Here is a 26,076-nt window from a genome sequence, read left to right on the forward strand (position 1 = left end):
TTTAGGTTCAATCCTTTTTTTAAATAAATTATCTGCTGCTTTAAAATTTAAAACCGGCTGTAAGCAATACGTTAAGCCGTTGATTTTTCAGTTCGGCGAATGTGTTTGCTTTGTCACTTAAACGGTAAGGAAAGTTTACATCTTTATTAAAAATTGCTGCTATGGTAAGATCAATAAAAAAGCCATGATTGCGATAGCCTAACCCGCCTGCAGCCATAATGCGGTTTGCTTTTAACTGCTTATCATCATAGGGGCTTCCGTAATAAGCTGCGCCCAAGCGGATAGCGTAAGGTGAAAATTTAATTTCACCACCAAGCCTGAAGTTCAGGGCGCCTTTATAATAGGATTTGATAACCTCATTTAAAGAGCGATAATAATCATCGGTTGCATCGTTATAATATCCGTTATCATCGGCCTGTTGAAGAAAACGTGAGCCCCGATGATTTACATATTCCACATCAGCAGTAATAAACCCCTTCTGCAATTTTACATTTTCCACTTCTTTAAAAACATAAGCAGCACTTGCCACTATTTTATAAGGCGTTATTTCGTTATAGCGCGTTTCACCAACCGCATTTGAAAAATCACTGCTCTTGGATGTTTGTACACCGGCGTAACCTTCTGTATCGGTTGTTATAGCAGCCTTTAATTTATCGGTGTAACTCATAAAAGAGGGCGTATGTATTGCAAGGCCTAATCTTAAAGATTGTTCCGGGCGATAAATAAGGCCGAAGCGTGCATTCAAACCTATACCATTTAAGGTATGGTTTTGCGTAAAGGTTGAATAAGCGAAATCATTGTTTGCATTATTCGCAGGATCTGTTTCTGTATAGGTAATATCCTGGGTGTAAAAAGATAAAGGCACGTTTATGCTGGCGCCAAGCATTAATTTATCGTTGTGATTACTGGCAAAGCCAAATGAAATTTCGTATATGCCGCCGCCGGTTGTTTCATCATATTGTTGCTGCACGCTGTTGCCATTGCCAACAGGCACAAGGCTCCTGTAACCCTCAAGACTGCCTGAAGGGCCTGAAATACTATCAATCAAATAAGTAAAAAAAGCCAGGGACGAACCGAAAGGATAGTCATTGGATGCTGACTGAATATTGGCATTATCTGCCACAAGCTGTTCAAGGTATTGTTCAGAATAAGAACTGTAGTCATTCAGCCCGCTGTAAGAAACTTTATTATTATAACTCGCCAACTGGTTTATTGAAATTGAAAACGCAGAAGAACGGCCTGGCCTGCTCATCTTCCCCCCAATAACAACGCCTGTAGTACCTAACTGGAATGTTGATTTTTTAATATTATCCAATACAGAACCCCTGTAATCAGATTTATTATTGTTCATTAAAAATGAAGGGGAAATCACAAACTCACTTGTTTTATAAAAGCCAAGGCCTGCGGGGTTCACAGAAGACGAAGTGATATCGCCGCCCAGAGCGCCAATAGCACCTCCAACAGAAACACTGCGGGCGGTGCCATAGGGAACAAACCATGCATTTTTGGTTATATCGTCTACAAATTGTGAAAAGCTGTAACTATATATAAATGCGCCTATCGTTAAAAGCAAAACTTTCCGCATAAACAATCGAAATGATTTTTATGGATGAGGATTATTGATTTCTGAATTCATTTTATGGACGTGTACGGGAACCACCGCCGCTTGTTCTGGCGCCGCCGCCTGAACTCATGCTGCTGCCGCTGCTGCTGTTGTTAAACGTGCGAACAGGCGTTGAATTGTTATTTCTATTTGAATTATTATACCGGTTTGAATTATATGTATCGTTGCTTCGCCTGTTGTTTGTATTCAGGTTACTGTTATTATACGACCTGTTGCGGTTGCCATTTTGCATAGGCATATTGTAGGTGTTATAATTCCTGTTTTTGTAGCCGGAAAAGTTTGCATTATTTCGAAGCGGCTTATAGTAAACATCAGGGTTTTTATAATACACCACCGTATAATAAGGGCTATACCATGAGCTCCATGGATTATACCAGGAACTATAACCATAGTAAGGATAATAACCATACCCGCCCCAGCCTAATCCGTAACCCAGGCTCAACGACATATAAGAAGTATATGGGCTATACCAGTTATTATAAAAATAACGGCTGTCATACCAGTAACTGTAATCATCCAGGCCGCTCCATTTAGTATAATTCCTTGCTTTCATGCGCAGGTAATAATCATCTTCATTGGCAGAAGCGTATGTATCATACCTGTCATTATAGGCTTCATACCTGTCCTGTGCTTCAATATTTTTAGCGGGTGAATAATAAACGTCATCAGGCGTTTGCGAAGCCTTATAGGCAGGCGAACAGCTAAAAAAAATCGTTATCACACATAGCAGGCAAACTAAATTATTTTTCATTCTCACATGTTTGTATGCTAAGTTATTACATTTGCCGCGTTTATCATTTAAATTAACTTGTCTTTTTTACAAACGGTATGGGCAAAGCAATAACAGCGAGAAATGAAGATTATTCACAGTGGTACAATGATCTTATTTTAAAAAGCGAACTGGCAGATTACAGTGCGGTAAGGGGCTGCATGATTATAAAACCTTACGGGTATGCACTCTGGGAAAACATGCGGGATGCACTTGATAAAATGTTTAAAGATACAGGCCATGTTAATGCCTATTTCCCGCTGTTTGTGCCGAAAAGTTTGTTTGAGGCCGAAGAGCAAAATGCCGAAGGTTTTGCCAAGGAATGCGCCGTAGTAACCCACTACAGGCTAAAATCAGATCCGGATAAAAAGGGGAAGCTGATCGTTGATGAAGAAGCAAAGCTGGAAGAAGAATTAATCGTTCGCCCCACAAGTGAAGCCATCATCTGGAACACTTATAAAAACTGGATTCAAAGCTACCGCGACCTGCCTATTTTAATCAACCAGTGGGCAAACGTAGTACGCTGGGAAATGCGCACCCGCCTGTTTTTGCGCACCGCAGAATTTTTATGGCAGGAAGGCCATACGGCTCATGCTACAAAAGAAGAAGCTTTGTTTGAAGCCAGGCAAATGCTGGATGTTTATGCCGATTTTGTAGAAAACTTCATGGCCGTACCGGTAATCAAAGGTTCCAAAACGCCAAATGAGCGTTTTGCCGGCGCCGAAGACACGTTATGTATTGAAGCGCTGATGCAGGATGGTAAAGCTTTACAGGCCGGAACATCGCATTTTCTCGGGCAGAATTTTGCCAAAGCCTTCGATGTAAAGTTTAGTGATAAGAATAATAAACTCGAATATGTTTGGGCCACAAGCTGGGGCGTAAGCACAAGACTTATTGGCGCATTGGTTATGGCGCACAGCGACGACGACGGGCTTATTCTTCCGCCAAAAATTGCACCGCACCAGGTGGTAATTGTGCCTATTTATAAAAATGATGAACAAAGAGCTGCTATTGCCCATAAAGTAAATGAAATTACGGCAAGCCTTAAACAGTTGGGTATAAGGGTTAAATACGATGATTCAGATAATGCAAGGCCAGGCTGGAAGTTTGCAGAATATGAAATGAAAGGTGTGCCTGTGCGTATCGCTATCGGCCCGAAAGACCTGGAAAACAATACTGCAGAAATAGCCAGGAGGGATACGAAGGAAAAGAAAACCATAAGCCTCGATAATATAATGGGCGAGGTTATTTACCTGCTCACTGATATTCAAAGCAATATCTTCAATAAGGCAAAAAAACACCTTGATGATCACATCACCAGGGTAAATACGTGGGAAGAATTTGTTGATGTGCTTGAAAACAAAACCGGCTTTGTAAGCGCACACTGGGATGGCACAGGCGAAACCGAAGAAAAAATCAAGGAGCTTACAAAAGCCACTATCCGCTGCATACCTTTTGATGCCGAACAGGAAGAAGGCGTTTGTGTGCTGACAGGAAAACCTTCCAAACAAAGGGTGTTATTTGCAAAAGCTTATTAATAAGGTTGGATAGTATTAACTTATCCGATCCTTGTCAAAATATGTATTAAAAACCGGTGCTTTTCGCCGGTTTTTATTTTTGCACAAATGAATTTTGCCGGTATGAAAAGAATGATGTGCCTGCTTGGCTTTGCAATATGTGTATTGTTTAGTTTCTGCAAAAAAGAAATTGGCGGCAACGATGATGATAATGGCGGTACGCTCTCACCACCTGATGATACTATTCCGGCAATAGTAACACCTGCAGACCCAACGCTTGCCAACTCCATCGGTTTTTTTATGAATGACTGGCAGCCTAAAACTTTTACTGCACCGGATGCGAAAGATACAACTGTACCTGCTTCGGCAGGCATCACTGTTACAGTGGATGCATCAACTGTTCTTACAAAAATATCACCCCTATTATTTGGTAATAATGCTAATTCCTGGATGGGCGATTTTACCGACGCAGCATTATTACAGTACATTAAAGATTTAAAGCCAAAAGTTATACGGTTTCCCGGCGGAAGTATTAGTGATATTTATTTCTGGAACCAATCCGCCAATTCTAAACCTGGCGATACACCTGATAATTTGCTGAATGCAGATGGCGTTGCAGCGCCTGCCGGTTACTGGAGTGGAATGAATAATGATAACTGGACATGCTCGGTTGATAAATATTACCAGATGCTTCAAAATACCGGTAATGAAGGTATGATAACCGTTAATTATGGTTACGCCCGTTATGGCACATCTTCAAACCCGGTTGCGGCGGCTGCACATCTTGCTGCAGACTGGGTGCGGTATGATAATGGCCGCACAAAATACTGGGAGATTGGTAATGAAAACCACGGCAATTGGGAGGCAGGTTACCGCATTGATCTTTCCCAAAACAAAGATGATCAGCCTGAAATTATAACCGGGACTTTATACGGGCAACATTTCAAAATTTTTGCTGATTCCATGCGCAAAGCAGCCAGTGAAATTGGGGCAACCATTTATATAGGCGCATTGCTTATAAGCCAGCCGCCGCAATCTTACCAAACAGAAACAGAAAAGAACTGGAATAATGGTGTGCTTACCGCGGCAGGCAACATGCCTGATTTTTTAATCACCCATGATTATTTCACGGCATACCAAACAGATGCCCCACCTGCTGAAGTGCTGGCAAGCGCCACCAGTGTGCCTTCTGCAATAATGAATTATTTGAATCAAAGCCAGCAAAACGCCGGTTTATCTTCAAAACCAATTGCTTTAACTGAATTTAATATATTCTCTCAAGGTTCACAGCAGCAGGTTTCCCAGGTTTCGGGCATGCATGCCGTGCTCGTATTAAATGAATTGATGAAGAATAAGTTCGGCTTTGCCAGCCGCTGGGACCTTGCCAATGCATGGGAAGAAGGAAATGACCATGGCATGTTTAGCCAGGGTGATGAGCCGGGTGTGCCTAAGTGGAACCCCAGGCCCGCATTCTATTACTATTATTTTCTTCAAAAAATGCTGGGTGACCGTTGTATAAATGCCAGTGTTTCAGGCGGAAATAATATTAATGCTTATGCTTCTACGTTTAGTTCGGGAGAAATTGGCGTAACCCTGGTTAACCAGTCCTCATCCTCTCAAACAATAAAACTTGCCTATAAAAATTTTAATGCCGGCAGCAAATTTTACTGGTACACTTTAACCGGCGGAACAAATAACAACAGTTTTTCGAGAAAAGTTTATGTAAACAGCCGGGGAACAAGTTTGCCGGCAGGAGGCCCCTTAAATTATGCTGCTGTAAAAGCTTATTCCGCAAGTGCAGCAAACGGGGTTTATGTAAACCTGCCGCCTATGGGCGTGGTTTTCCTGGTGGTTGAAAAGCTATAAAAAAAGTAAAGGCCACAGCACATTGTGACCTTTAAAAGGATTGTTTTAAGCAGCAATCCAAGAAGTTAAACCGGGAGCAATTTATTTAATAATTCTATTTAGAGCTCTTCTTTGCCGATTTTTTTGCTGATTTCTTGGCTGTCTTTTTAGGTGCAGCCTTCTTTGCTGTCTTTTTGGTAGCCGTTTTTTTCGCTGCCTTTTTTGGAGCTGATTTTTTCGGAGCAGCTTTCTTTGAGCTCTTCTTTGCAGCCTTCTTCGGCACCTTGCCGCCTTCTTTTCGCGCTTCAGATAAACCTATTGCAATTGCCTGCTTGCGGCTTGTAACTTTTTTACCGCTCCGGCCGCTTTTCAGTTTTCCTTCTTTCATTTCGTCCATTGCACGTTTTACCTTGCTTTGGGCTTTTTTTCCATATTTAGCCATCTTTATTAAATTTAAACAGGTTAGTAATATCCTAACCCATCAAAATATCTGCCATCTCTGCCCATGCAATATTATGTACAATCTGCCGATGGCAGGTTACCCTAAAGTTATCTTTAAAATGGAGTTGTTTTTGAATAACTTTATTATGCAGTATTATATTGGTTGTTCAGGGTTTTATAATAAGGGATGGAAAGGAACTTTTTATCCCGAAGGCCTGCCGCAGGGCAAATGGTTTGACTATTACTGCACCCGGTTCAACACCCTTGAGTTAAATACTACATTCTACCGTTTTCCCACAGGGGAACTGCTGCAAAAATGGTATAACAAAAGCCCGGCTGATTTTAAGTTTTCAGTGAAAGCGCCAAGGTTAATTACACATTATAAACAGTTGAATGATTGCCAACAATTACTGGATGATTTTTACGGTACAATAAAAGAAGGATTAAAAGAAAAGCTCGGCCCGGTGCTTTTTCAGTTTCCGGCAAAAACCGCTTATAATGAGGAATTTTTGCAACGTATTACGCAAAACCTAAATACTTCATTCATTAACGTTGTTGAGTTAAGAGAAGCTAACTGGTGGAACCAGCACGTTATAAATGTGTTTTCAAATTACAATATCAGTTTCTGTGGCATCAGCATCAAAAATTTGCCGGATGAGATTGTCGTTAACACCCCTACGGTTTATTACCGGTTTCATGGTATTCCAAAATTATATTTCTCCCAATATTCAGAACAGGAAATAAAGGATTTTGCGATGAAGCTTAAAAAGAAGGCCATCAATAAAACAGCTTACATCTTTTTTAATAATACAGCAACTATGGCTGCCATACATAACGCTTTCGAATTAAAGAATTTTTTGGCTGATTGACGCGCTTTATAGCGCCATAAATTTAATTTATACTTTTTTGTACAAATTCATTTGTACTTTTGCAGCATGAGCGAAATGATAGAAACGTTAGAGCAAACCGCTCTCAGTGATTACAAATATGGTTTTGTTACAAATATCGAGGCAGATGAAGCCCCGCTCGGTTTAAATGAAGATATTATCCGTTTTATTTCAGCAAAAAAAGAAGAGCCCGAATGGATGCTTGAATGGCGTTTAAAGGCTTTCCGTTACTGGAGAAGTATTGAAGATAAAGAGCCGGCCTGGGCAAATATTTCTTACCCAAAAATCGATTACCAGGCCACAAAATATTATTCGGCGCCTAAGCAAAAAGCTAAGCCAAAAAGCCTTGATGAAGTAGATCCTGAATTGCGTGAAACTTTCGAGAAGCTGGGTATTTCATTAAAAGAACAACAACGTTTAACAGGCGTTGCCGTTGATGCCGTTATAGACAGCGTTTCTATAGCCACAACTTTTAAAGAACAACTTGCAGAACAGGGTATTATTTTCTGCTCCATCACAGAAGCTATTCATGATCACCCGGATTTGGTGAAAAAATATCTCGGTTCCGTGGTGCCAATGACAGACAATTTCTTTGCTGCATTGAATTCAGCCGTTTTTACCGATGGTTCATTCTGCTATATTCCCAAAGGCGTTCGCTGCCCGATGGAATTGTCAACTTATTTCCGCATCAATGCTGAAAATACCGGGCAGTTTGAAAGAACGTTATTAATAGCCGATGAGGGCGCTTATGTAAGCTATCTCGAAGGTTGTACAGCGCCGATGCGTGACGAAAACCAGTTGCATGCCGCCGTTGTGGAACTGATTGCGCTTGATGGTGGCGAAATAAAATACTCTACAGTTCAGAACTGGTACCCCGGCGATAAAGAAGGTAAAGGCGGCATTTACAACTTCGTTACCAAACGCGGCATTTGCGGCGCCAATGCAAAAATTTCATGGACGCAGGTGGAAACCGGTTCCGCTATCACGTGGAAATATCCAAGCGTTATTTTAAAAGGAGATAATTCAACAGGCGAATTTTATTCTGTTGCCGTTACCAATAATTATCAGCAGGCCGATACCGGAACAAAAATGATGCATGTAGGCAAAAACACCCGCAGCCGCATTGTTTCCAAAGGTATTTCAGCCGGCAAAAGCCAGAATAGTTATCGCGGATTAGTGCAGGTGGGTAAAAATGCACATAACTCCCGCAACTTTTCGCAATGCGATTCTTTGTTATTGGGCGATAAATGCGGTGCGCATACTTTTCCTTATATAGAAACAAAAAACAGTACTTCTATAGTTGAGCACGAAGCCACAACCAGCAAGATTGGAGAAGATCAGATATTCTATTGCAACCAACGCGGCATTGATACAGAAACTGCTGTTGCCTTAATTATTAATGGTTTTGCAAAAGAAGTGATGAATCAATTACCAATGGAATTCGCAGTAGAAGCGCAAAAGCTTTTGGCGATTAGTTTAGAAGGAAGTGTGGGATAAAGCAGCCCATCCAAACCTTTAACAAGTTCTTGAATTTATTTACAGATTTAATTATAAACGTTCTTCGAAGTCCCTCGCCTTCGGAGAAGGATTTAGTGAGAGGCTTTTTTTATGTTAACGATTAACAACTTACACGCACAGATTGAAGACAAGAAAATATTGAATGGTATCGATCTGCAAATCAATGCCGGTGAAGTGCATGCTATTATGGGGCCAAATGGTTCTGGCAAAAGCACTTTAGCATCGGTACTCGCAGGCAGAAGCGATTATGAAGTTACTGATGGCACTGTTGAATTCGATGGCGTTGATTTACTGGAAATGTCGCCCGAAGAAAGGGCAAGGGAAGGTTTGTTTTTGGCCTTTCAATACCCGATTGAAATTCCGGGTGTGAGCACAACGAACTTTATTAAAACAGCCGTAAACGAAGCCCGCAAACATCGCGGACAGGATGCATTGGATGCAGTTTCTTTTTTAAAGCTGATGAAAGAAAGAATGAAGCTGGTGAAGATTGACCAATCGCTTTTGAGCCGTTCTCTAAATGAAGGCTTCAGCGGTGGTGAAAAGAAACGTAATGAAATATTTCAAATGGCCATGCTTGAACCTAAGCTTGCTATTTTAGATGAAACAGATAGCGGGTTGGACATTGATGCATTGCGCATTGTTGCGGATGGTGTGAATGCTTTGCGCAGTAAAGACAATGCAACACTTGTTATTACACACTATCAGCGTTTGCTGGATTATATCGTGCCTGATTTTGTACATGTTTTATATAAAGGCCGCATTGTAAAATCGGGCGGTAAAGAATTGGCTTTGGAACTGGAAGAAAAAGGTTACGATTTCATTAAGCAAACAATTGCGGAAGGAGTTTAAGAGTTCAGGAGTTTCAATGCTGATTGAAATGCATCAGTTGAAGTGAGTGACACAACCGTGATGCCATAAAAATAAAAGCTGGTAACATAATAATAAAAATGAGTTTAACAGAAACGATACAGGATAAATACAACGAACTGAATGCAGCGGCTGGTAATGGTTTGCTGGGTTCAATCCGTGCAAAGGCCTTTGAATTATATAATAAATCGGGTATTCCCACTTCACGCAATGAAGAATGGAAATACACCCGGTTGACAGGTTTAACAAACAAGAATTTTGCAGTGCATACAACGGCTGTTGTACCAACAAAAGAAATGTTGAACAATGTGCGTTTGCAATCTGAATTTGCTGCTGAATTATTTTTTGTGAATGGTGTTTTTGTAAAAGAGATTTCAACTTTTACAAACGATGCATTGGTTGTTTTGAGTTTACATGAAGCTGCAGATAGCGAGTATAAAACTTATGTGCAGCAACATTTAAACCAGAGCAGCAAATACATGAAAGATGGAATGAATGCTTTGAATGCCGCATTTACCGCTAACGGTTTGTTTGTGCTGGTAAAAAAGAATAAGGTTGTTGAACATCCAATCTTTATTTATCATATAACAGGCACTGAAAACGATAACGTTTTTGTGCAGCCAAGAAGCCTGCTGGTGGTTGAAGAAAATGCACAGGTGCAATTGGTTGAATTATATAAAAACAATGGTTTGCACGAAAGCTTTACCAATGAAGTTATTGAAATAGCAGTGCAGGAAAATGCAAGGCTTGAATATTATAAAGTGCAGGATGAAAATGAAAATTGTCATCACGTAGGCACTACGCATGTGCAACAGGTTGGTAAATGTTTTACGCATTGTGTAACCATTACGCTGAATGGCGGAACGATCCGCAATAACATCAACATGATCCTGGAAGCGCCAAACAACGAAGGCCATTTATATGGCTTGTATATGGTGAATGGCAAAACGCATGTGGATAATCATAGCATTGTTGATAACCTGAAGCCTAATTGTTTCAGTAATGAATTTTATAAAGGCATTATGGATGGCAATTCCACCGGCGTTTTTAACGGGAAGATTTTTGTGCGGCAGGATGCACAAAAAACAAATGCCTATCAAAGCAACAAAAACGTATTGATAAGTGATAATGCATCTGTAAATACAAAACCGCAATTAGAAATTTTTGCTGATGATGTGAAGTGTTCGCATGGTTGCACCGTTGGCCAGTTAGATGAAGATGCATTGTTTTATTTGCGTGCAAGAGGCATTGGTGAAAAGAAAGCAAAGGCTTTGTTGCTGCATGCTTTTGCTGCAGATATTTTGGAACAAGTAAAGATTGATGTGTTGAAAAATTATCTGGAAAAGAAGATAGATGAAAGATTAGATATTGAAGTTCTTTAAATAAGTTTTGAATTAAGAAATTAATTGTCATGTCGAGGCAACGAGGCATCTCTATAAATTGAAGCAAAGTGATTATCGGGAGATTTATTTCGGTCATTATTGTTTTTCAATTGTCTTAATGATGCTTCGCATTCTCCTATCATCGAAATGACGTTCACAAAATATAACAATTGAATTATGACTTCAATTGACACCGATATAAAACCTTTTGATGTTGCTGCAATACGCAGGCAATTTCCTGTGCTTGAAAGAAAAGTAAAAGGAAAGAACCTGGTGTATTTTGACAATGCGGCAACAGCGCAAAAGCCACAGGTTGTAATTGATGCATTGGTGAGATATTATCATCAATACAATGCCAATATTCATCGCGGCATTCATTCATTGGCGGAAGAAGCAACCGCGGCGTTTGAAGCCACAAGAGATACGGTAAAAGAATTTATTAATGCGGGGCATCGTGAAGAGATCATTTTTACACGCGGCGTAACAGAAGGCATCAACCTGGTAGCGGCCACTTACGGAAGGCAAAATATTAAAGAAGGCGATGAGATCATTATCTCCGGCATGGAACATCATTCCAATATTGTTCCCTGGCAGATATTGTGTTTGGAAAAAAAGGCTGTATTAAAAGTTATTCCGGTTGATGATAACGGTGAACTGGTGATGAGCGAATTTGAAGAACTTATCACGCCACAAACAAAGATCGTTTCTATTGTTCATGCATCTAATTCACTGGGAACAATTAACCCTGTAAAAGATATTATTGATATAGCACATCAGCACAACATTGTTGTATTGGTGGATGGTGCGCAATCTTCTGTTCATTTAAATATTGATGTGCAGGAAATGGATTGTGATTTCTTCGTTATATCAAGCCATAAAGTGTATGGCCCAACCGGCGTGGGCGTTTTATATGGTAAGAAAGAATTGCTGGAAGAGATGCCGCCATATATGGGCGGTGGCGAAATGATTAAAGAAGTAACATTCGATAAAACAACCTATAACGAATTGCCATACAAGTTTGAAGCTGGCACGCCAAACATTGCAGATACAGTTGCATTTAAAGCAGCGCTTGATTTTGTAACTGAAGTTGGCAAAGAGAATATTCGAAAGCACGAAGAAGCACTTACAAAATATGCAATGGAACAGCTTTCAGGAATTGATGGCGTGCGTTTAATTGGAACGGCCAAACATAAAACCAGCGTGGTATCATTTATAGTTGATGGCGTGCATCCGCAGGATATGGGAATTCTTTTAGATAACTATGGCATTGCGGTAAGAACAGGACATCATTGTTGCCAGCCGTTGATGAACAGGTTTGAAATTCCGGGAACAATACGCGCATCGTTTGCGATGTATAATACAAAAGAAGAAGTGGATGAATTGGTGAAGGGTGTAGCGAAGGCGATTGGGATGCTTAAGTAAGGAATTGGTAATTTGGAATTAGTTTAAAGGTTAAGCAGTTGATAAATTGAAACGTATATATAATTAAGTTCTTAGAAAGAATAAATCATTTAGAACGTCATTTCGACGATAGGAGAATGCGAAGCATCATTAAGACAATTGAAAAACAATAATGACCGAAATAAATCTCCCGAAGTTTTACAACTTCATTTCATGAGATGTCTCGTTACCTCGACATGACGAATCGAAGATTGAGTAAAAAATTGAAGATTAAAATATTTGTAGTTGATAATGCAAGCAGTTCAAACGATACAGGAAACAGAAGATGAAATTGTTGATGAGTTTTCATTGTTTGATAACTGGGAAGATAAATATGAATACATCATTGATCTTGGCAAAAAGCTGGAACCGCTGGATGCAAAATTTAAGATTGATGAGAATAAAATAAAAGGTTGTCAAAGCCAGGTTTGGCTGATAGCAGATGAAAAAGAAGGCAGGATTTATTTTAAAGCAGATAGTGATGCAGTGATTGTTCGTGGTTTGGTAAGCATGCTGATAAGGGTTTTATCCGGCCACACAGCACAGGAAATTTTAGATGCCAGGCTTGATTTTATTGATAAGATTGGAATGAAAAATCATCTGGCGCAAACCCGCAGCAACGGTTTGCTTTCAATGGTGAAACAGATGAAGCATTATGCTTTAGCGTATAACGTGAAGTTGAATGGTTAATCGGTTGAAAGGTTGAGCATGCCCATACGCTTTGAAGGCCCAGGCAGGTAGCAGGAACAGATAATTGAAAAGCAAAAACTTAACCTCTGGCTTGCAGAGAGGAAACGAAGATGGTTATGAACGAAGAACAGTTAAAAGAAAAAGTAATAGAAAAACTCCAGGAAATATATGACCCGGAAATACCGGTAAATATTTATGACCTGGGCCTGATCTATAATGTAGATGTATTGCCCATCAACAACGTGCAGATAACAATGACATTGACTGCGCCGAGTTGTCCGGCCGCACAAACAATACCTGTTGAAGTGGATCAGAAAATACGTGAAATTGAAGGTGTGAATGATGTGCATGTTTCGGTAACGTGGACACCGCCCTGGGATAAAAGTATGATGAGTGAAGCTGCAGCGCTGGAACTGGGTTTTATGTAATCCCATTCCCTGAAAGGGAGTTTAAGGGACCTGATTATTAAAAAGCAGAATAAGTTCTTACATATATTTTTAAACAATAAAAACAAAACGCTCTTCAAAGTCTCTTCATGCAGGAAAGGGATTTAAGGATGAGCTTCATAAATTTATGGCACAGATAAGCGTAGATAGTTTGATGGGCAATAACGGCCCTTCATATCCTGAACAAATAGCCGCACCATTTCGTAAAGAACTTACAGATAATGGGTTTACACAATTGCTTACTGCAGAAGAAGTAGATAAAGCTTTGAGCGTAACCGATGGTAAGGTAAAAATGGTTGTATTAAATTCTGTTTGCGGTTGCGGCGCAAGAGTGGCAAGGCCGGGTGCTTTGCTATCATTATTTGGCAAGGTAGTTCCTGATGAAAAGCTTACGCTTTTTGCAGGTATGGAAAAAGATGCAGTTGCACTGTTCCGCTCAAAATATTTGCCAGGCATTACACCAAGTTCGCCAACCATTTCTTTGTTTAAAGATGGAGAACTGGTATTCATTTTACACCGTTACCAGATTGAAAGAAGTGCAGCCGGCGATATAGCCGATGCATTAATCCAGGAATACAATAAGATTTGTACAAAAGAGAATGATGATGCTGCCGTTGAAGCATTAAGACAATATTTTATTGCAACGTATGATGTTGATCCGCTTTCGCTGGAACAGCAACAGCAGTAGTTCATAAGTTGAATGGTTGATTAGTAACATTTAAACTAATCAACCATTCAACAAATCAACTCAACAAAATGAAAATAACCGCACAGGAAGAATATGGCATCCGCATTTTAATACGCATTGCAAGATGCGGCGATGAAAATGGTTTAAGTATTCCGCAGATAAGTGAAGCGGAAGGCTTAACACCGCATTATGTTGCCAAGCTCACGAGGCAGTTGCGGTTAGGTGGTTTTTTAAAAAGCACACCTGGCCAAAAAGGCGGTTATGTGCTTTCAAGACCCACACCTGAAATAAATATCAACGAAGTTTTAAAAACATTGGGCGGCGCTTTGTTTGATGATAAATTCTGTGCTACTCATATCGGCGCCTTAAACCTCTGCACCAATTCTGTTGATTGTTCCGCCCGTTCTCTCTGGAAAATAATTCAGTTTACAGTTGACCAGGTGTTAAATAAAATGACGCTTGCCGATCTCTGCGGTAAAGAGGAGTCTGTAATTAAACTGCAGGCTTTGTTGGAAGCTGAATTAATGTTGCAGCAATAATTTTTGCATATCTACATCTTTATAAACTGCGTATAATTCAGCATACATTTTAGCATCAATGCTATTATTAGCAATAAACAGTCATAAAAAAACGCCACAGTTTATGCCTGCAGCGTTTTTTATAAAAAGATATATTGTTTTTATTCAGCAGCGCCGGTTTGCATTTCTATAAGCCGCGCCCTTATTTTTCCTTCAATTTCGTTAGCCAGCCCTTCATTATCAGAAAGCAGGTTTTTTACCGCATCGCGGCCCTGGCCAAGTTTATTACCATCGTAACTAAACCAGCTCCCGCTCTTTTGAACGATATTCATTTCTACACCCATATCTATAATTTCACCAACCTTGCTAATGCCTTCACCAAAAATGATATCAAACTCCGCACTGCGGAATGGCGGGGCAACTTTATTTTTAACCACCTTTACTTTCACGCGGTTACCAATAGCTTCATCGCCATCTTTAATTTGGGAAGTACGCCGTATATCCAACCTCACAGAGCAATAAAACTTTAAAGCATTGCCCCCGGTTGTTGTCTCCGGGTTACCAAACATCACACCTATTTTTTCACGCAACTGGTTAATGAAAATACACACCGTATTGGTTTTGCTGATGGTGGCAGTAAGCTTACGCAAAGCCTGGCTCATTAACCTTGCCTGTAAACCCATTTTACTATCGCCCATCTCACCTTCCAGTTCACCTTTGGGCACGAGCGCTGCCACAGAATCAATTACCACTACATCCAATGCGCCTGAAAGAATTAAGCGGTCTGCAATTTCCAAAGCCTGTTCGCCATAATCAGGTTGAGAGATCAAAAGATTGTCAATATCAACGCCGAGTTTTTGTGCATAGGCACTGTCAAATGCATGTTCCGCATCTATGATGGCGCAAATACCACCTTTCTTTTGTGCCTGTGCAATTACATGCGTGGCAATAGTTGTTTTACCGCTTGATTCAGGGCCATAAATTTCAACTACACGGCCGCGTGGAAGGCCGCCAACACCAAGGGCAATATCCAAACCAATAGATCCGGTTGAAATGACTTCCATTTGTTGCTCGCCGCGTTCATTCATCATCATCACGCTGCCTTTACCGAAGTCTTTATCAATTTTTTCAATTGTTAGTTTAAGCGCTTTTAGTTTATCTGAACTAAGGTCTTTCTCTTTATCGTTCTTCATTCGTAGTATTATTTAAAGATTACAAAGCTAAGAAATTTAGTTTTCAAACATACATAAGTTTAGCAAACAACCACCTGTTTTTTAACGCATTTTTTTTATTGCTGATGTATCCTTTTATACAAATCAGCGTCTAATGAATAAAGCGTTTGAATTTTTACAGACAGAATTATAGAACCCGGCCAAACCGCTTCGCGGGCCGGCCGTGAAAATGAAATTTGATTAGCGAATAAATAAAATGCATGAAGATGAAAACGAATGCTACACAAAAAGAAATCCTGCTGGTTACCAATAATTCTTTTGCCCAGCGGGAATGGTGCAGTAAAGAAATACAGCCTTCAGCAAACATGACGTTGCAGGAGCAAATGGAAGAAATTTGTGCCAATGGTTTGATCAGTGAAATTTTACCGGAAGTGTTTGAAGCGGCAGAAAACCCAAAGCTTTACCTGTGGCAGATAAGGCCAGGCTTTTCTTTTATACAATTATTGTACAGTGTGTTTCCATCAACCATAAAAAACACGACTTCTCTTGACCCGCATGCATGGCTCGGTAATTATTGTTACAATTAAATTTTTTTACATAGGCAATTTTCTCATTTAAATATGTCCCGGCTTTTCCAGGCCGGGTTTTTTATTTTGTTTATTATTGAAAAAATATTTCCGGCTGCGAATAACATTGTATTTTGGCAAAGCACTTTTACAAACCATATTGCTTACAGCCATTAATTAAATTTTATGCAAGCCAATATTGATGCTCCCGGTATTTCAGCAAAAGGAAAAAGTTTATTTGGTATTTCTTTAGTCGCGGCATTAGCGGGTTTTATTTTTGGGTTTGATACAGTGGTTATATCCGGCGCTGATAAACCCATACAGGAGCTTTGGCATTTAACGCCGTGGCAGCATGGCTTTTTTATTATGTCGATGGCTTTGTGGGGAACGGTTTTGGGCGCATTGGGCGGCGGCATCCCCACTCAAAAATTCGGAAGAAAAAAAGTATTGATATGGATCGGGATTCTCTTTACCGTATCATCGTTTGGTTCTGCATTGGCGCCTGACCCATACACTTTTTCTTTCTTTCGTTTTATTGGCGGTATTGGCATTGGCGCATCATCTGTTGCAGCCCCAACTTATGTTTCAGAAATTTCCACAGCTTCATCAAGAGGAAAATTGGTTGCGATGTACCAGTTTAATATTGTGTTTGCAATATTAATAGCCTATATTTCAAACTATCTTTTAAAAGGTGTGGGCGGAAGCAACGACTGGCGCTGGATGCTTGGCGTTATGGCAATACCATCACTTATTTATTCAATTTTAGTGATAGGCATTCCGGAAAGCCCGCGCTGGCTTGTTACAAAAGGAAAAGATGATGATGCCAGGAAAATATTATCGAAGCTGGGTATAAGTAATGCAGACGAAGAGATAAAACAAATCAGGAATGCCGTTCAGCATGAAGATAACGGTGGCAAAAAAACGCCGTTTCTCAGCAAAAAGCATGTAACTATTTTAAGCCTTGCTTTTTTCATTGCTTTCTTTAACCAGTTCTCAGGCATCAACTTTATTTTATATTATGCGCCGCGCATTTTGGAAAGTGCAGGCCTGGCGGCGAACGACTCTTTAAAAAGCTCTATTACAATTGGCGGTACCAATCTTGTATTCACTTTTGTGGGCTTATATTTTATTGACCGCATTGGAAGAAAGACTTTGCTGTTAATCGGGTCAATCGGGTATATTATAAGTTTAGCGGCAGTTGCATGGTGTTTTTATAACCATTTAAGTGCAGGCTTGCTGGTTACATTTTTAGCGATGTTTATTGCATCGCACGCAATAGGGCAAGGCGCAGTGATATGGGTTTTTATTTCAGAAATCTTTCCGAACAAAATCCGTGCAATGGGCCAGTCTTTCGGGGCAGGAACACATTGGGTTTGCGCTGCCGTTATTACCTTAATATCGCCTATTTTTATTGATGATAAAAAAGGGGTTTTTAAGGATAACCCCTGGCCAATTTTTGCTTTCTTTTCATTTATGATGGTGCTGCAGCTTATCTGGGTTTTAACCAAAGTGCCCGAAACTAAAGGAAGGGCGCTGGAACAGATACAGAAGGATTTGGGAATTGAATAACTGAATGCCTTCCTCCGTATTCAGAATATTAAAAGAATGTTTTTCAAAACTTTAGTATTGTATATGCTGCTAATAGATAGCTTTGCGTTTAATTGAAAAAATGTAACCGCTTATATGAACGCCTATTATACAATTTTCTACATAACCTCTGCAATTATTGGATTTTTCATCATTATCAAAACCTATTTTTTTTTAGCCAAATCACAATTTAACAGCCTGGCCGATTGGTTTTATTTCAGCCAATACAGCATTTATACCACACGTGGCGAAAAGCTTATTAAAGTGAGGAAATCGCAAAATAAATTAAGCCTTATAATTTTATTTTTAATTATTCTTGACCTGTTCTTCCTTTTAATGATGAATATTGCATAAAAAAATTATGCAGGGCTGGTTTAAATTATATAGTACAAGAAATTATCTTGAAGCGAATATTATTAAAGGCAAGCTTGAAGAAAATGACATTCAGGCCGTAATTTTAAACAGGCAGGACAGCAGTTATCTTTCCTTTGGTGATATAGAAATATATGTGCCTTTGCATTTAAAAGACATAGCGTTGCATTTATTAAACAATGCTTTGTTGAATTAGCTCAATTCATATAAGCGGACCAAACTGATGAATTCTGAAATTTACTTACGCCCCTGGAGAAAAGAAGACGCTTCACAACTAACATTAATCGCCAACAACAGGAATATTTGGAATAATGTAAGGGACAGCCTGCCGCATCCTTACAAACTTAAAGATGCCGAGGCATGGATATCGCATTGCAGGCGGCAAAAACCGCAATTGAACTTTGCAATTATTTATAATGAAAAGCTTGCGGGCAGTATTGGCTGTACCCCTCAAACAGATATACATCGTAAAAACATGGAAATAGGGTATTTTGTAGGAGAACCATTTTGGAATAAAGGCATTGCCGGCAGGGCGGTGCGCGTCCTGCTTAACTATATTGAAAAAGAATTTAATGTTGTGCGTGTATTTGCCGAAGTATTTGAATTTAATAAAGCATCCATGCGGGTGTTGCACAAAAATGGTTTTTATCTTGAAAATATCCGCCGCAAAGGAGTTATAAAAAACAACATGATAATGGATGATTATGTTTGGGTGAAATTGTTAGACAGATGATTATCTTAAATATCAGACGAGCCCGGATTTAAATAATCCAATCAAAATAGCCGGCCCCTTACCTACACTCCTTACAAACTGGCAACCCAGCCATTTACCGGTTCAGATCGCACGTTTACGGATTAATATCGCTAACTCGCCAATCTGCCAAACCCTAAAAAATACTAAGGCTTACTTTTATTGCGTAAAGTGTAAAACCAGTATTGTAACATCCGTGCCCTGGTCTTCCTTCCGGTCTGTCTTACCGGAACTATTGTGGTGTATCCGCCAGGATAATGTTGTTCACCGGTTTGCCTTACTACTGAATATTTGTTGATTAATCGTGTCCGATGAAAAAAATTTACCTTTTTTCCCTGTTGCTTTATTTTGCCGTTTTTTGCCAAAAACAAACCGCAGCCCAGTCTGTATTAGACCCTAATGACCCGGTGGTTGAATATGACCCCTCCAATCCGCCTGTAGAACCGCCTTATGGACAAATAGGAAAATGGGTAAGAACAAAAGGCGTATCGTGGAATACAGATTCCTATAAAGCTTATATCTATGAGGGCATGTGTTTCCGCCTGAAGTTTCCCAAAACATATAACCCAGCAGCTAACGATGGGAAAAAATATCCTTTGGCTATCGTGTTTCATGGCGGGGGAGAATCCGGGCCTATCACCGACAATGAAAGCCAGCTTTACCATGGTGGCCAGCCCTATATGGATGCCGTGGATAACGGTACTTTTGACGGATACGTCCTATTTCCCCAGAGCCAGGGCCTCTGGGGAAATGTTTCTTATACAAGAATTATTGATCTCATCAATTATATGGTGGATAATAATAAGGCTGATCCATTTCATATTAGTGTAAATGGCCCATCTTCAGGCGGACAAGCCTGCTGGGATATGGTTATTAATTATAACACTTATGTAAGTTCGGCCTTACCTATGTCAAACATTTCCATCGGGTATAAAGAAGCACCGGTTGTCAACCAGGTCAAATTTACTCCTATATGGGATTTCCAGGGAGGATTGGACGGCTCGCCTGCAGCTTCCACTGCTCAACAGGTAAATAACGCCATGTTAATAGCAGGTAGTAACTATACTTATACCGAATATTCTGATGCAGGACATGGTACCTGGAACAGCGCTTTCGCCGAACCGGATTTTTTCCCTTTTATGCTGCGGGCCTATTCTTCCAATCCCTGGGTTCTGTATGGCAGGACCGGGTTTTGTGACAGCAATCACATTGATGTTACTATTGGCGTGGCGCCCGGGTTTAATGACTATGAATGGCGAAGAAACGGCGTTGTGATTGCAGGGGCAACAGGTAATTCTCTCCATGTTACTTCACTCGGCAAATATGAAGCCAGGGTCTTACGCGGTTCTACCTGGTCTGACTGGTCGCATACCCCGGCGATTATACATATTACTCCGCCAACGGTAACGCCTCCTATAACTATATCGGGTTTAATGAGTAATGCGCTGGCTTCGGGTGACGGGAAGAATTATGTAAATCTCGAAGTGCCGGACAGCGGTTATACCAGCTATGCTTGGAAGAAGCTGGGAAGTGATGCCGTGACAGGGACAGAGAGAATATTTAAAGCAGCGCAACCTGGGCAGTATATTGCAGCCGTTACGGAAAAATATGGTTGCTCCAGTATATATAGTCAGCCTTTTAATGTAATTGATGCAGGGGGTTCTAATGCGCCGGATGCGGCTACAAAACTAACAGCAACTACTTTATCAGTTACCGAAATCCTGCTTGGTTGGGAAGATAATCCTAACCCGAGGAACAATGAAACATTTTTCGAGATTTATAGAAGCACCAGGCAGGAAGATGATTATTCGTTTATAGGAAAGGTTCCTGCTGATTCGCTTTCTTTCGGAGATAGACAGTTAACACCAGGGACAATTTATTACTATAAAATCAGAGCTATTAACAACAACGGTGCAGGCTTGATGTCAAATATTGCCAGCGCAACCACAAGTGCAGACGCAATGCCTCCCACTGCACCAGGTTCATTAAAAATTATATATACTACCAATTCCTCCATGCTACTGCAATGGAATAGTTCCTCGGATAATGTAGGGGTAGCAAAATATGTAGTCTATATGAATGGCGTTAAGAGCTACAGTAGTATTGACACAACAATTATTATTAACAGTCTGGAGCAAGGCAAAATTTATTCATTTTACGTAAAGGCTGTTGACACAAGTGGCAATTATTCCGTACAAAGCAACCTGGTAAGTGCACCTGCCATTTTAAAGGGGTTATTTTATAAGTATTATGAAGGTTCCTGGACAAGCCTCCCGGATTTTGATGCCCTCACACCAGCAAAAACTGGAGTGACAGCCAACTTGACTTTAAACCCAAAGCAAAGGGATTTTCAATTTTCCTTTCTGTGGCAGGGGGTTATTTATGCCCCCGTCACTGGTAATTATAAATTTAGGCTCACTTCGGATGATGGCAGCAAATTATGGTTAAGTAAATACAATCCTGATTCAATACCATTAATCAATAATGACCATTTAAACAGCTCAAAAAGCAAAACTGCTTTTATACGCTTAATAAAAGGCTATTATCCGATTGCTGTTGGCTTTTTTCAAAATAAGAATAATAAGAGGATACAGTTAGAATGGTCTAATCAGCAGTTTCTTGGTGACGCTGATTTTCACATAATAGAAGATCAATACTTCTCAGACGATGATACACCTGCTGGCACTCCCCCAAAAACGCCGGACAGCCTTATAGCCCAGGCAGTAGCTTGGAACAAAATAAAGCTTAATTGGGAAGATAAAGGCAATAATGAAACTGCTTTCCAGATATATAGATCAACAAAGGTTAATACAGATTATAATATCGTTTATACTGCAAATTCTAACATTACTCAGTTTACTGATACTGGCTTAAAAGCTAATACGGCTTATTTTTATAAGATAAATGCCGTGAACCATTATGGCACTTCGGCATTTACTGCTTATGTAAAGATTAAGACTTTAAAATTGGGTGTTCCCAAACCTCCGACCAATATTAAAGCCTTATCGCTTTCCCCTTCCTCCATACAAATTACCTGGAATGATGTGGATACGGCCGAGATCAATTACCAGGTATTCCGTTCTGCGGTTGATTCTGCTCATTTTAAACCGGCGGCAGTATTGCCCGCCAATTCGACTTCCTTTACCGATACCGGCTTATATGGGAATACATTCTATTACTACAAAGTGAGAACGATTAGCATTGCAGCTTCCGTTTCTGCCGACAAGCCTGCAAGAAGAGCAAAAACACAAAACAACCCGCCAATAATTGCCAAGTTTTCTAATGTAATTATACCAGCTGGAATTCAAACAATTATACCCATTACAGCTTTTGATGCAGAGGCAGATTCTTTACGCTTTTTCGTCCAGAAATTGCCTGTATTTGCTACCTTAATTAAAAATGGAACAGACACGGCATACTTAATTCTTAATCCTTCCTCAGGACAAAAGGGAGTATATAATAATATCAAAATAAAGGTAGGAGATGGGAATGGTGGCCAGGACAGTACTATTTTCAACCTAACCGTGAATGATAATTATTATCCCTTGCTCGACAGTATAAACAACTATACCATGAACGAGGGTGAGACACTGGGCATTCCCTTAACCGCAACGGATCAAAATATAGAAGATAGCTTATCCTTTAATGTAACAGGTTCTCCCACTTATTCCATTGTACCTGAGAGTCATGGCAAAGCTAACCTGGTTTTGCAACCTGGTTATGGGGCTTCAGGAACTTATACCATACAGGTGACTGTTAACGATGGTAATGGTGGTTCAGCTACCCGGCAATTCAACCTGAGGGTAAATGATGTAGATCCTTCCCAAACCGTTTATATACGTTTTAAGGAAAACGACCCGGTAGGTTCACCCTGGAATAATGTAACGGGCCCGGTTTCTTCAGGGTTTAAGGATGAACTGGACAGGATAACTTCTGTTGGATTGTCCCTGCCAACCGACTGGTGGGCCACCTGGCATGAGGGACCGCAAACCGGTAATAATTCCGGGATATATCCCGACCCTGTATTAAAGGATTATTATTATTTCGGCATATTCGGCGGGCCGGAAACGGTAACCGGCAAGCTAACAGGTTTAGATGCTTCCAAACAATACCGTATCAGCTTTTATGCCGGCAGTAGCTGGATAGGGGCAGAGAATAATGGCAGCACTGTGTTTACCGTTGGGTCTCAGTCCAAATCCCTGGCCGTACAAAATAATATAACCAATACCGCAGACTTCAGCAATATTCAACCTTCAACTGACGGAACCGTTACATTCACAATGTCCAAAGGGAATAATACACCGGTAGGCTATCTTAATGCTATCGTAGTACAATACATTTATGCGGACAGTGTGAAGCCGTCTGCTCCCACATCCCTGATTGCTGCAGCCGGCAGCGGAAACGGCGTTGAGCTGACCTGGAATGATGCAGCCTATAACGAAACTGCTTACCAGGTGTACCGTTCAGAAAATGCAACGGGCCCTTTCATTCTCATAAGGGATGGCCTGCCCTATAATTCAACCAGTTATACAGATACTTCTGCCGCCGGAAATACCCGGTATTATTACATCGTAAAGGCTGCTAACTCCAGCGGGCTTTCTGATGCCTCTAATGTTGCCGGGATTCTTACGCCTGATAAACCGCCGGTGATCACCCCGGTTGCAGACATATTGATTAAAAATAACCAGCAGCAAACAGTATATATCACTGCAAATGACGATATAACCAACCAGATAAGATTAACAGTGTCTAATCTGCCGTCTTTTGCCAGCTTTACAGATAACGGCAACGGCAACGGGGTTATTACCATAACACCTTCTGCCGGCACAACCGGTGTTTTTGAAGATATAAAAATAACTGCCACTGATAACAGCGGTTCAGGCAGTACTGTTTCCTTCAATATTACCGTTACCGATGCCAATATGGAATCGGTTTATATAAATTTTTCCGATGGCAGCCAGGCGCCGTTGCCCTGGAATAATTTTACAGCATGGCCATCCCCTGGCGCCACCTTATCCAATCTCAGGAATGATAATGGAAGCACTACTGCAGCGTCTATAAAAATCATGAACGGTTTCCAGGGAAATTTTGCAGGCGGCATGCAACCCGGCAATAACAAAGGGGTTTATCCTGAAACGGTGATGCGTACCGGTTTTTACGAAGGCGGCACAAAAACAGATTCCATACAGGTATCCGGTTTGGACAAGAATAAAAAATACAATTTCGTATTCTTCAACAGTCATGATGACGGCCTGAAGGGCAATACCAATTTCACGATCAACGGGCAGACTGTAAACCTCAATGCTACGCATAATATCAATACTACGGCGGCCATCAATGGCATTATTCCCAATGTCAATGGCATCGTGATGATCAAAGTAGCAAAAGCTGCGGGGGCTGATTATGCTTACCTGAACAGCTTAGTGATACAAGGTTATAATAGCAGCCAGGCTTTACTTGCCCCCGCAGACCTGCGGGTTACCGGCAAGACAAAGGCTACCGCCAGCCTTCAATGGGCTGACAGAAGCTTTGATGAAGCAGGTTTTGAAATATGGCGGGCGCAGGACACTATCAATCTGCATTATACTTTGATAGCGAGTGTGGGCAGCAATGTTACCAGGTATGCCGATTCAGGTTTATTAGCAGGGCATACTTACTATTACACTGTAAGGGCAGTTAAAACCGACGCACAATCTGCCTACTGCAATCCTGTTGCCGTAACCACCTATACCCAGGCAGTGTATGTAAACTTCACTTTTACAAACCTGGCAGGCGCTCCCTGGAACAATACTGCCGCTTTACCGGATATCGGCATCAAATGGAATAACCTGATGGATGATACCGGTATCCCATCCAGTATTAGATTGGAGGAAACGGGCTTATTTGCAGGTATTTATGGGCCTGGAACAGTTACCGGCAATAATTCCGGTGTATATCCCGATAAAGTGCTAGCTGATTGTTATGGCCTATTTGCAGGAGGCAGCGCAACCATGAAGCTCAAAGGGTTAAACCTGAATAAAAAATATGACCTGACCTTTTTTGCCAGCGCCAATATAGGTGGTGATGTGAATACATCCTATACAGTGAATAATAAAAAAGTGGTATTAAATGCCTCGCTTAATACGGATGGTACTGTAACCCTGTATGATGTGGTACCGGATGACAACGGCGAAGCGATCATTACCATTGCACCCAATAGTATTTATTCCCAGTTTGGCTTATTAGGCGCTTTGGTGATACAGGAAACCGAATCCTCAACAAACGATATTCCCTCGCCACCGCAGTCACCTGTAAGCCAGGCGGCCACTGTGAGCAGCAGCAAAACCGCATCATCTCTTAACCAGGTAAATACAGCGAAAGCTGCAGAAGGTAACCATTTATCGGTTTATCCTAACCCGTTCCTGTATAATTTCACATTATCACTATCTTCTCCAAAAGAAGATGAGGTAACAGTTCAATTGTATGATGTAAATGGAAAACCGGTTTTTGCGCATAATATAGGCAGGGTGCCCAAAGGTAACTATACCGTTCAGTTAACGCCAGGTCGTAACCTTACTTCCGGGGTGTATATGCTGAAGATTATTTACAGGAATTCACAGAAGGTTGAGTACATGAAGCTTCTCAAGCAATAAATAAAAAAGGATGGGCTGCCAATGTTTAGGTAGCCCATCCTTTTTACAACGGACAAATCAATTTAAATCAGAGATGGGAAAGAAAATGCAAGTTCCAGGCTATGGACGATAGCAAGCACTGACTGCTTGGAAAAGGCTTGAATCAAGATTTAGTACCACAACGATGTAGACGGAGATTAAACCAAATCATGTCATGATGGTATAAAGTGGCTTTTTATCACTGCTTCGTTAGCGTAAAGCTAATCACACCTCATAGCAATAAGCCAGACCACCAATCAGGGCTTCAATTTTTTCAAATACTCTCCATAACCGCTTTTGGAGTAGTAGTCAGCGAGTTTTAAGAGTTGGGTGCGATCAATAAAGC

Annotated in this window: 21 protein-coding genes; 17 read left to right on the plus strand and 4 right to left on the minus strand. The window is 40.7% G+C overall.

Annotation, left to right across the window (positions count from 1 at the left end; all coding sequences use genetic code 11):
* Positions 1 to 40: 40 nt before the first annotated feature.
* Together BM015_RS19820 and BM015_RS19825 are read right to left on the minus strand one after the other, a co-directional pair.
* Positions 41 to 1,585 (minus strand): hypothetical protein, encoded by a 1,545-nt coding sequence (locus BM015_RS19820; protein WP_090662838.1) that lies wholly within the window; start codon positions 1,583 to 1,585, stop codon positions 41 to 43.
* A gap of 52 nt (positions 1,586 to 1,637) precedes the next feature.
* Entirely contained in the window at positions 1,638 to 2,375 is a 738-nt protein-coding gene (locus tag BM015_RS19825; RefSeq protein WP_090662840.1) for a hypothetical protein, read from the minus strand.
* 77 nt (positions 2,376 to 2,452) lie between these two features.
* Here BM015_RS19825 and proS point away from each other — a divergent pair, with 77 nt between their 5' ends.
* Both proS and BM015_RS19835 read left to right on the plus strand, forming a co-directional pair.
* Positions 2,453 to 3,931, plus strand: coding sequence for a proline--tRNA ligase (gene proS, locus BM015_RS19830; protein WP_090662843.1), 1,479 nt, complete (start codon positions 2,453 to 2,455; stop codon positions 3,929 to 3,931).
* 102 nt (positions 3,932 to 4,033) lie between these two features.
* The gene (locus tag BM015_RS19835; RefSeq protein WP_090662881.1) at positions 4,034 to 5,776 is read left to right on the plus strand and encodes an alpha-L-arabinofuranosidase; all 1,743 of its coding nucleotides are present in this window, start codon (positions 4,034 to 4,036) and stop codon (positions 5,774 to 5,776) included.
* 94 nt (positions 5,777 to 5,870) lie between these two features.
* On the opposite strand, the gene BM015_RS19840 is transcribed toward BM015_RS19835, so the two are convergent.
* Positions 5,871 to 6,197, minus strand: a complete 327-nt coding sequence (locus BM015_RS19840) for a DUF6496 domain-containing protein (RefSeq protein ID WP_090662845.1) — start codon at positions 6,195 to 6,197, stop codon at positions 5,871 to 5,873.
* 145 nt (positions 6,198 to 6,342) lie between these two features.
* Here BM015_RS19840 and BM015_RS19845 point away from each other — a divergent pair, with 145 nt between their 5' ends.
* From BM015_RS19845 to BM015_RS19885, 9 genes are all read left to right on the plus strand, one after another.
* Positions 6,343 to 7,065: a DUF72 domain-containing protein gene (locus BM015_RS19845; RefSeq protein WP_245751515.1), complete on the plus strand. Its 723-nt coding sequence runs from the start codon at positions 6,343 to 6,345 to the stop codon at positions 7,063 to 7,065.
* Between the two features lie 66 nt (positions 7,066 to 7,131).
* The gene (gene sufB, locus BM015_RS19850) at positions 7,132 to 8,580 is read left to right on the plus strand and encodes a Fe-S cluster assembly protein SufB (protein WP_090662847.1); all 1,449 of its coding nucleotides are present in this window, start codon (positions 7,132 to 7,134) and stop codon (positions 8,578 to 8,580) included.
* Between the two features lie 111 nt (positions 8,581 to 8,691).
* Positions 8,692 to 9,450 (plus strand): Fe-S cluster assembly ATPase SufC, encoded by a 759-nt coding sequence (gene sufC / locus BM015_RS19855; protein ID WP_090662849.1) that lies wholly within the window; start codon positions 8,692 to 8,694, stop codon positions 9,448 to 9,450.
* Positions 9,451 to 9,548: 98 nt separating this feature from the next.
* Complete coding sequence (gene sufD, locus BM015_RS19860; protein WP_090662851.1) at positions 9,549 to 10,850, plus strand: Fe-S cluster assembly protein SufD; 1,302 nt, start codon at positions 9,549 to 9,551, stop codon at positions 10,848 to 10,850.
* 177 nt (positions 10,851 to 11,027) lie between these two features.
* The gene (locus BM015_RS19865; protein WP_177191975.1) at positions 11,028 to 12,272 is read left to right on the plus strand and encodes an aminotransferase class V-fold PLP-dependent enzyme; all 1,245 of its coding nucleotides are present in this window, start codon (positions 11,028 to 11,030) and stop codon (positions 12,270 to 12,272) included.
* Between the two features lie 270 nt (positions 12,273 to 12,542).
* A complete protein-coding gene (locus BM015_RS19870; RefSeq protein ID WP_090662855.1) occupies positions 12,543 to 12,980 on the plus strand; it encodes a SufE family protein in 438 nt (145 codons plus the stop codon).
* 116 nt (positions 12,981 to 13,096) lie between these two features.
* Entirely contained in the window at positions 13,097 to 13,408 is a 312-nt protein-coding gene (locus BM015_RS19875) for an SUF system Fe-S cluster assembly protein (protein WP_090662885.1), read from the plus strand.
* A gap of 145 nt (positions 13,409 to 13,553) precedes the next feature.
* Positions 13,554 to 14,114: a BrxA/BrxB family bacilliredoxin gene (locus tag BM015_RS19880; RefSeq protein WP_218148576.1), complete on the plus strand. Its 561-nt coding sequence runs from the start codon at positions 13,554 to 13,556 to the stop codon at positions 14,112 to 14,114.
* Positions 14,115 to 14,182: 68 nt separating this feature from the next.
* Entirely contained in the window at positions 14,183 to 14,653 is a 471-nt protein-coding gene (locus BM015_RS19885) for an RrF2 family transcriptional regulator (RefSeq protein WP_090662858.1), read from the plus strand.
* Positions 14,654 to 14,793: 140 nt separating this feature from the next.
* Here BM015_RS19885 and recA read toward each other — a convergent pair whose 3' ends face one another.
* Positions 14,794 to 15,825: a recombinase RecA gene (recA, locus tag BM015_RS19890; RefSeq protein ID WP_090662860.1), complete on the minus strand. Its 1,032-nt coding sequence runs from the start codon at positions 15,823 to 15,825 to the stop codon at positions 14,794 to 14,796.
* Positions 15,826 to 16,064: 239 nt separating this feature from the next.
* On the opposite strand from recA, the gene BM015_RS19895 reads away from it, so the two are divergent.
* The 6 genes from BM015_RS19895 to BM015_RS19920 all read left to right on the plus strand — a co-directional run bounded on the left by BM015_RS19895 (position 16,065) and on the right by BM015_RS19920 (position 25,712).
* Positions 16,065 to 16,391: a hypothetical protein gene (locus tag BM015_RS19895; RefSeq protein WP_143075930.1), complete on the plus strand. Its 327-nt coding sequence runs from the start codon at positions 16,065 to 16,067 to the stop codon at positions 16,389 to 16,391.
* Between the two features lie 165 nt (positions 16,392 to 16,556).
* Entirely contained in the window at positions 16,557 to 17,939 is a 1,383-nt protein-coding gene (locus tag BM015_RS19900; RefSeq protein WP_090662864.1) for a sugar porter family MFS transporter, read from the plus strand.
* 114 nt (positions 17,940 to 18,053) lie between these two features.
* Positions 18,054 to 18,311 carry a hypothetical protein gene (locus BM015_RS19905; RefSeq protein ID WP_090662866.1) on the plus strand — a complete coding sequence of 86 codons (258 nt, stop codon included), beginning with the start codon at positions 18,054 to 18,056 and terminating at the stop codon, positions 18,309 to 18,311.
* 7 nt (positions 18,312 to 18,318) lie between these two features.
* Complete coding sequence (locus BM015_RS19910) at positions 18,319 to 18,525, plus strand: putative signal transducing protein (protein WP_090662889.1); 207 nt, start codon at positions 18,319 to 18,321, stop codon at positions 18,523 to 18,525.
* 27 nt (positions 18,526 to 18,552) lie between these two features.
* Entirely contained in the window at positions 18,553 to 19,062 is a 510-nt protein-coding gene (locus BM015_RS19915; RefSeq protein WP_090662868.1) for a GNAT family N-acetyltransferase, read from the plus strand.
* 329 nt (positions 19,063 to 19,391) lie between these two features.
* The gene (locus tag BM015_RS19920; RefSeq protein WP_090662870.1) at positions 19,392 to 25,712 is read left to right on the plus strand and encodes a fibronectin type III domain-containing protein; all 6,321 of its coding nucleotides are present in this window, start codon (positions 19,392 to 19,394) and stop codon (positions 25,710 to 25,712) included.
* The last annotated feature ends 364 nt before the right edge of the window (positions 25,713 to 26,076 follow it).

This window comes from Parafilimonas terrae, assembly GCF_900115755.1.
Classification (GTDB): domain Bacteria; phylum Bacteroidota; class Bacteroidia; order Chitinophagales; family Chitinophagaceae; genus Parafilimonas; species Parafilimonas terrae.

Coding starts and splice junctions, on each gene's coding strand:
- proS (WP_090662843.1), top strand. CDS start 2,453: ATGGGCAAAGCAATAACAGCGAGAAATGAAGATTATTCACAGTGGTAC.
- BM015_RS19845 (WP_245751515.1), top strand. CDS start 6,343: ATGCAGTATTATATTGGTTGTTCAGGGTTTTATAATAAGGGATGGAAA.
- BM015_RS19880 (WP_218148576.1), top strand. CDS start 13,554: ATGGCACAGATAAGCGTAGATAGTTTGATGGGCAATAACGGCCCTTCA.
- BM015_RS19865 (WP_177191975.1), top strand. CDS start 11,028: ATGACTTCAATTGACACCGATATAAAACCTTTTGATGTTGCTGCAATA.
- BM015_RS19895 (WP_143075930.1), top strand. CDS start 16,065: ATGAAGATGAAAACGAATGCTACACAAAAAGAAATCCTGCTGGTTACC.
- BM015_RS19900 (WP_090662864.1), top strand. CDS start 16,557: ATGCAAGCCAATATTGATGCTCCCGGTATTTCAGCAAAAGGAAAAAGT.
- sufB (WP_090662847.1), top strand. CDS start 7,132: ATGAGCGAAATGATAGAAACGTTAGAGCAAACCGCTCTCAGTGATTAC.
- sufD (WP_090662851.1), top strand. CDS start 9,549: ATGAGTTTAACAGAAACGATACAGGATAAATACAACGAACTGAATGCA.
- BM015_RS19915 (WP_090662868.1), top strand. CDS start 18,553: ATGAATTCTGAAATTTACTTACGCCCCTGGAGAAAAGAAGACGCTTCA.
- BM015_RS19820 (WP_090662838.1), bottom strand. CDS start 1,585: ATGCGGAAAGTTTTGCTTTTAACGATAGGCGCATTTATATATAGTTAC.
- BM015_RS19870 (WP_090662855.1), top strand. CDS start 12,543: ATGCAAGCAGTTCAAACGATACAGGAAACAGAAGATGAAATTGTTGAT.
- BM015_RS19905 (WP_090662866.1), top strand. CDS start 18,054: ATGAACGCCTATTATACAATTTTCTACATAACCTCTGCAATTATTGGA.
- recA (WP_090662860.1), bottom strand. CDS start 15,825: ATGAAGAACGATAAAGAGAAAGACCTTAGTTCAGATAAACTAAAAGCG.
- BM015_RS19920 (WP_090662870.1), top strand. CDS start 19,392: ATGAAAAAAATTTACCTTTTTTCCCTGTTGCTTTATTTTGCCGTTTTT.
- BM015_RS19875 (WP_090662885.1), top strand. CDS start 13,097: ATGAACGAAGAACAGTTAAAAGAAAAAGTAATAGAAAAACTCCAGGAA.
- BM015_RS19885 (WP_090662858.1), top strand. CDS start 14,183: ATGAAAATAACCGCACAGGAAGAATATGGCATCCGCATTTTAATACGC.
- BM015_RS19825 (WP_090662840.1), bottom strand. CDS start 2,375: ATGAAAAATAATTTAGTTTGCCTGCTATGTGTGATAACGATTTTTTTT.
- BM015_RS19840 (WP_090662845.1), bottom strand. CDS start 6,197: ATGGCTAAATATGGAAAAAAAGCCCAAAGCAAGGTAAAACGTGCAATG.
- BM015_RS19910 (WP_090662889.1), top strand. CDS start 18,319: ATGCAGGGCTGGTTTAAATTATATAGTACAAGAAATTATCTTGAAGCG.
- BM015_RS19835 (WP_090662881.1), top strand. CDS start 4,034: ATGAAAAGAATGATGTGCCTGCTTGGCTTTGCAATATGTGTATTGTTT.
- sufC (WP_090662849.1), top strand. CDS start 8,692: ATGTTAACGATTAACAACTTACACGCACAGATTGAAGACAAGAAAATA.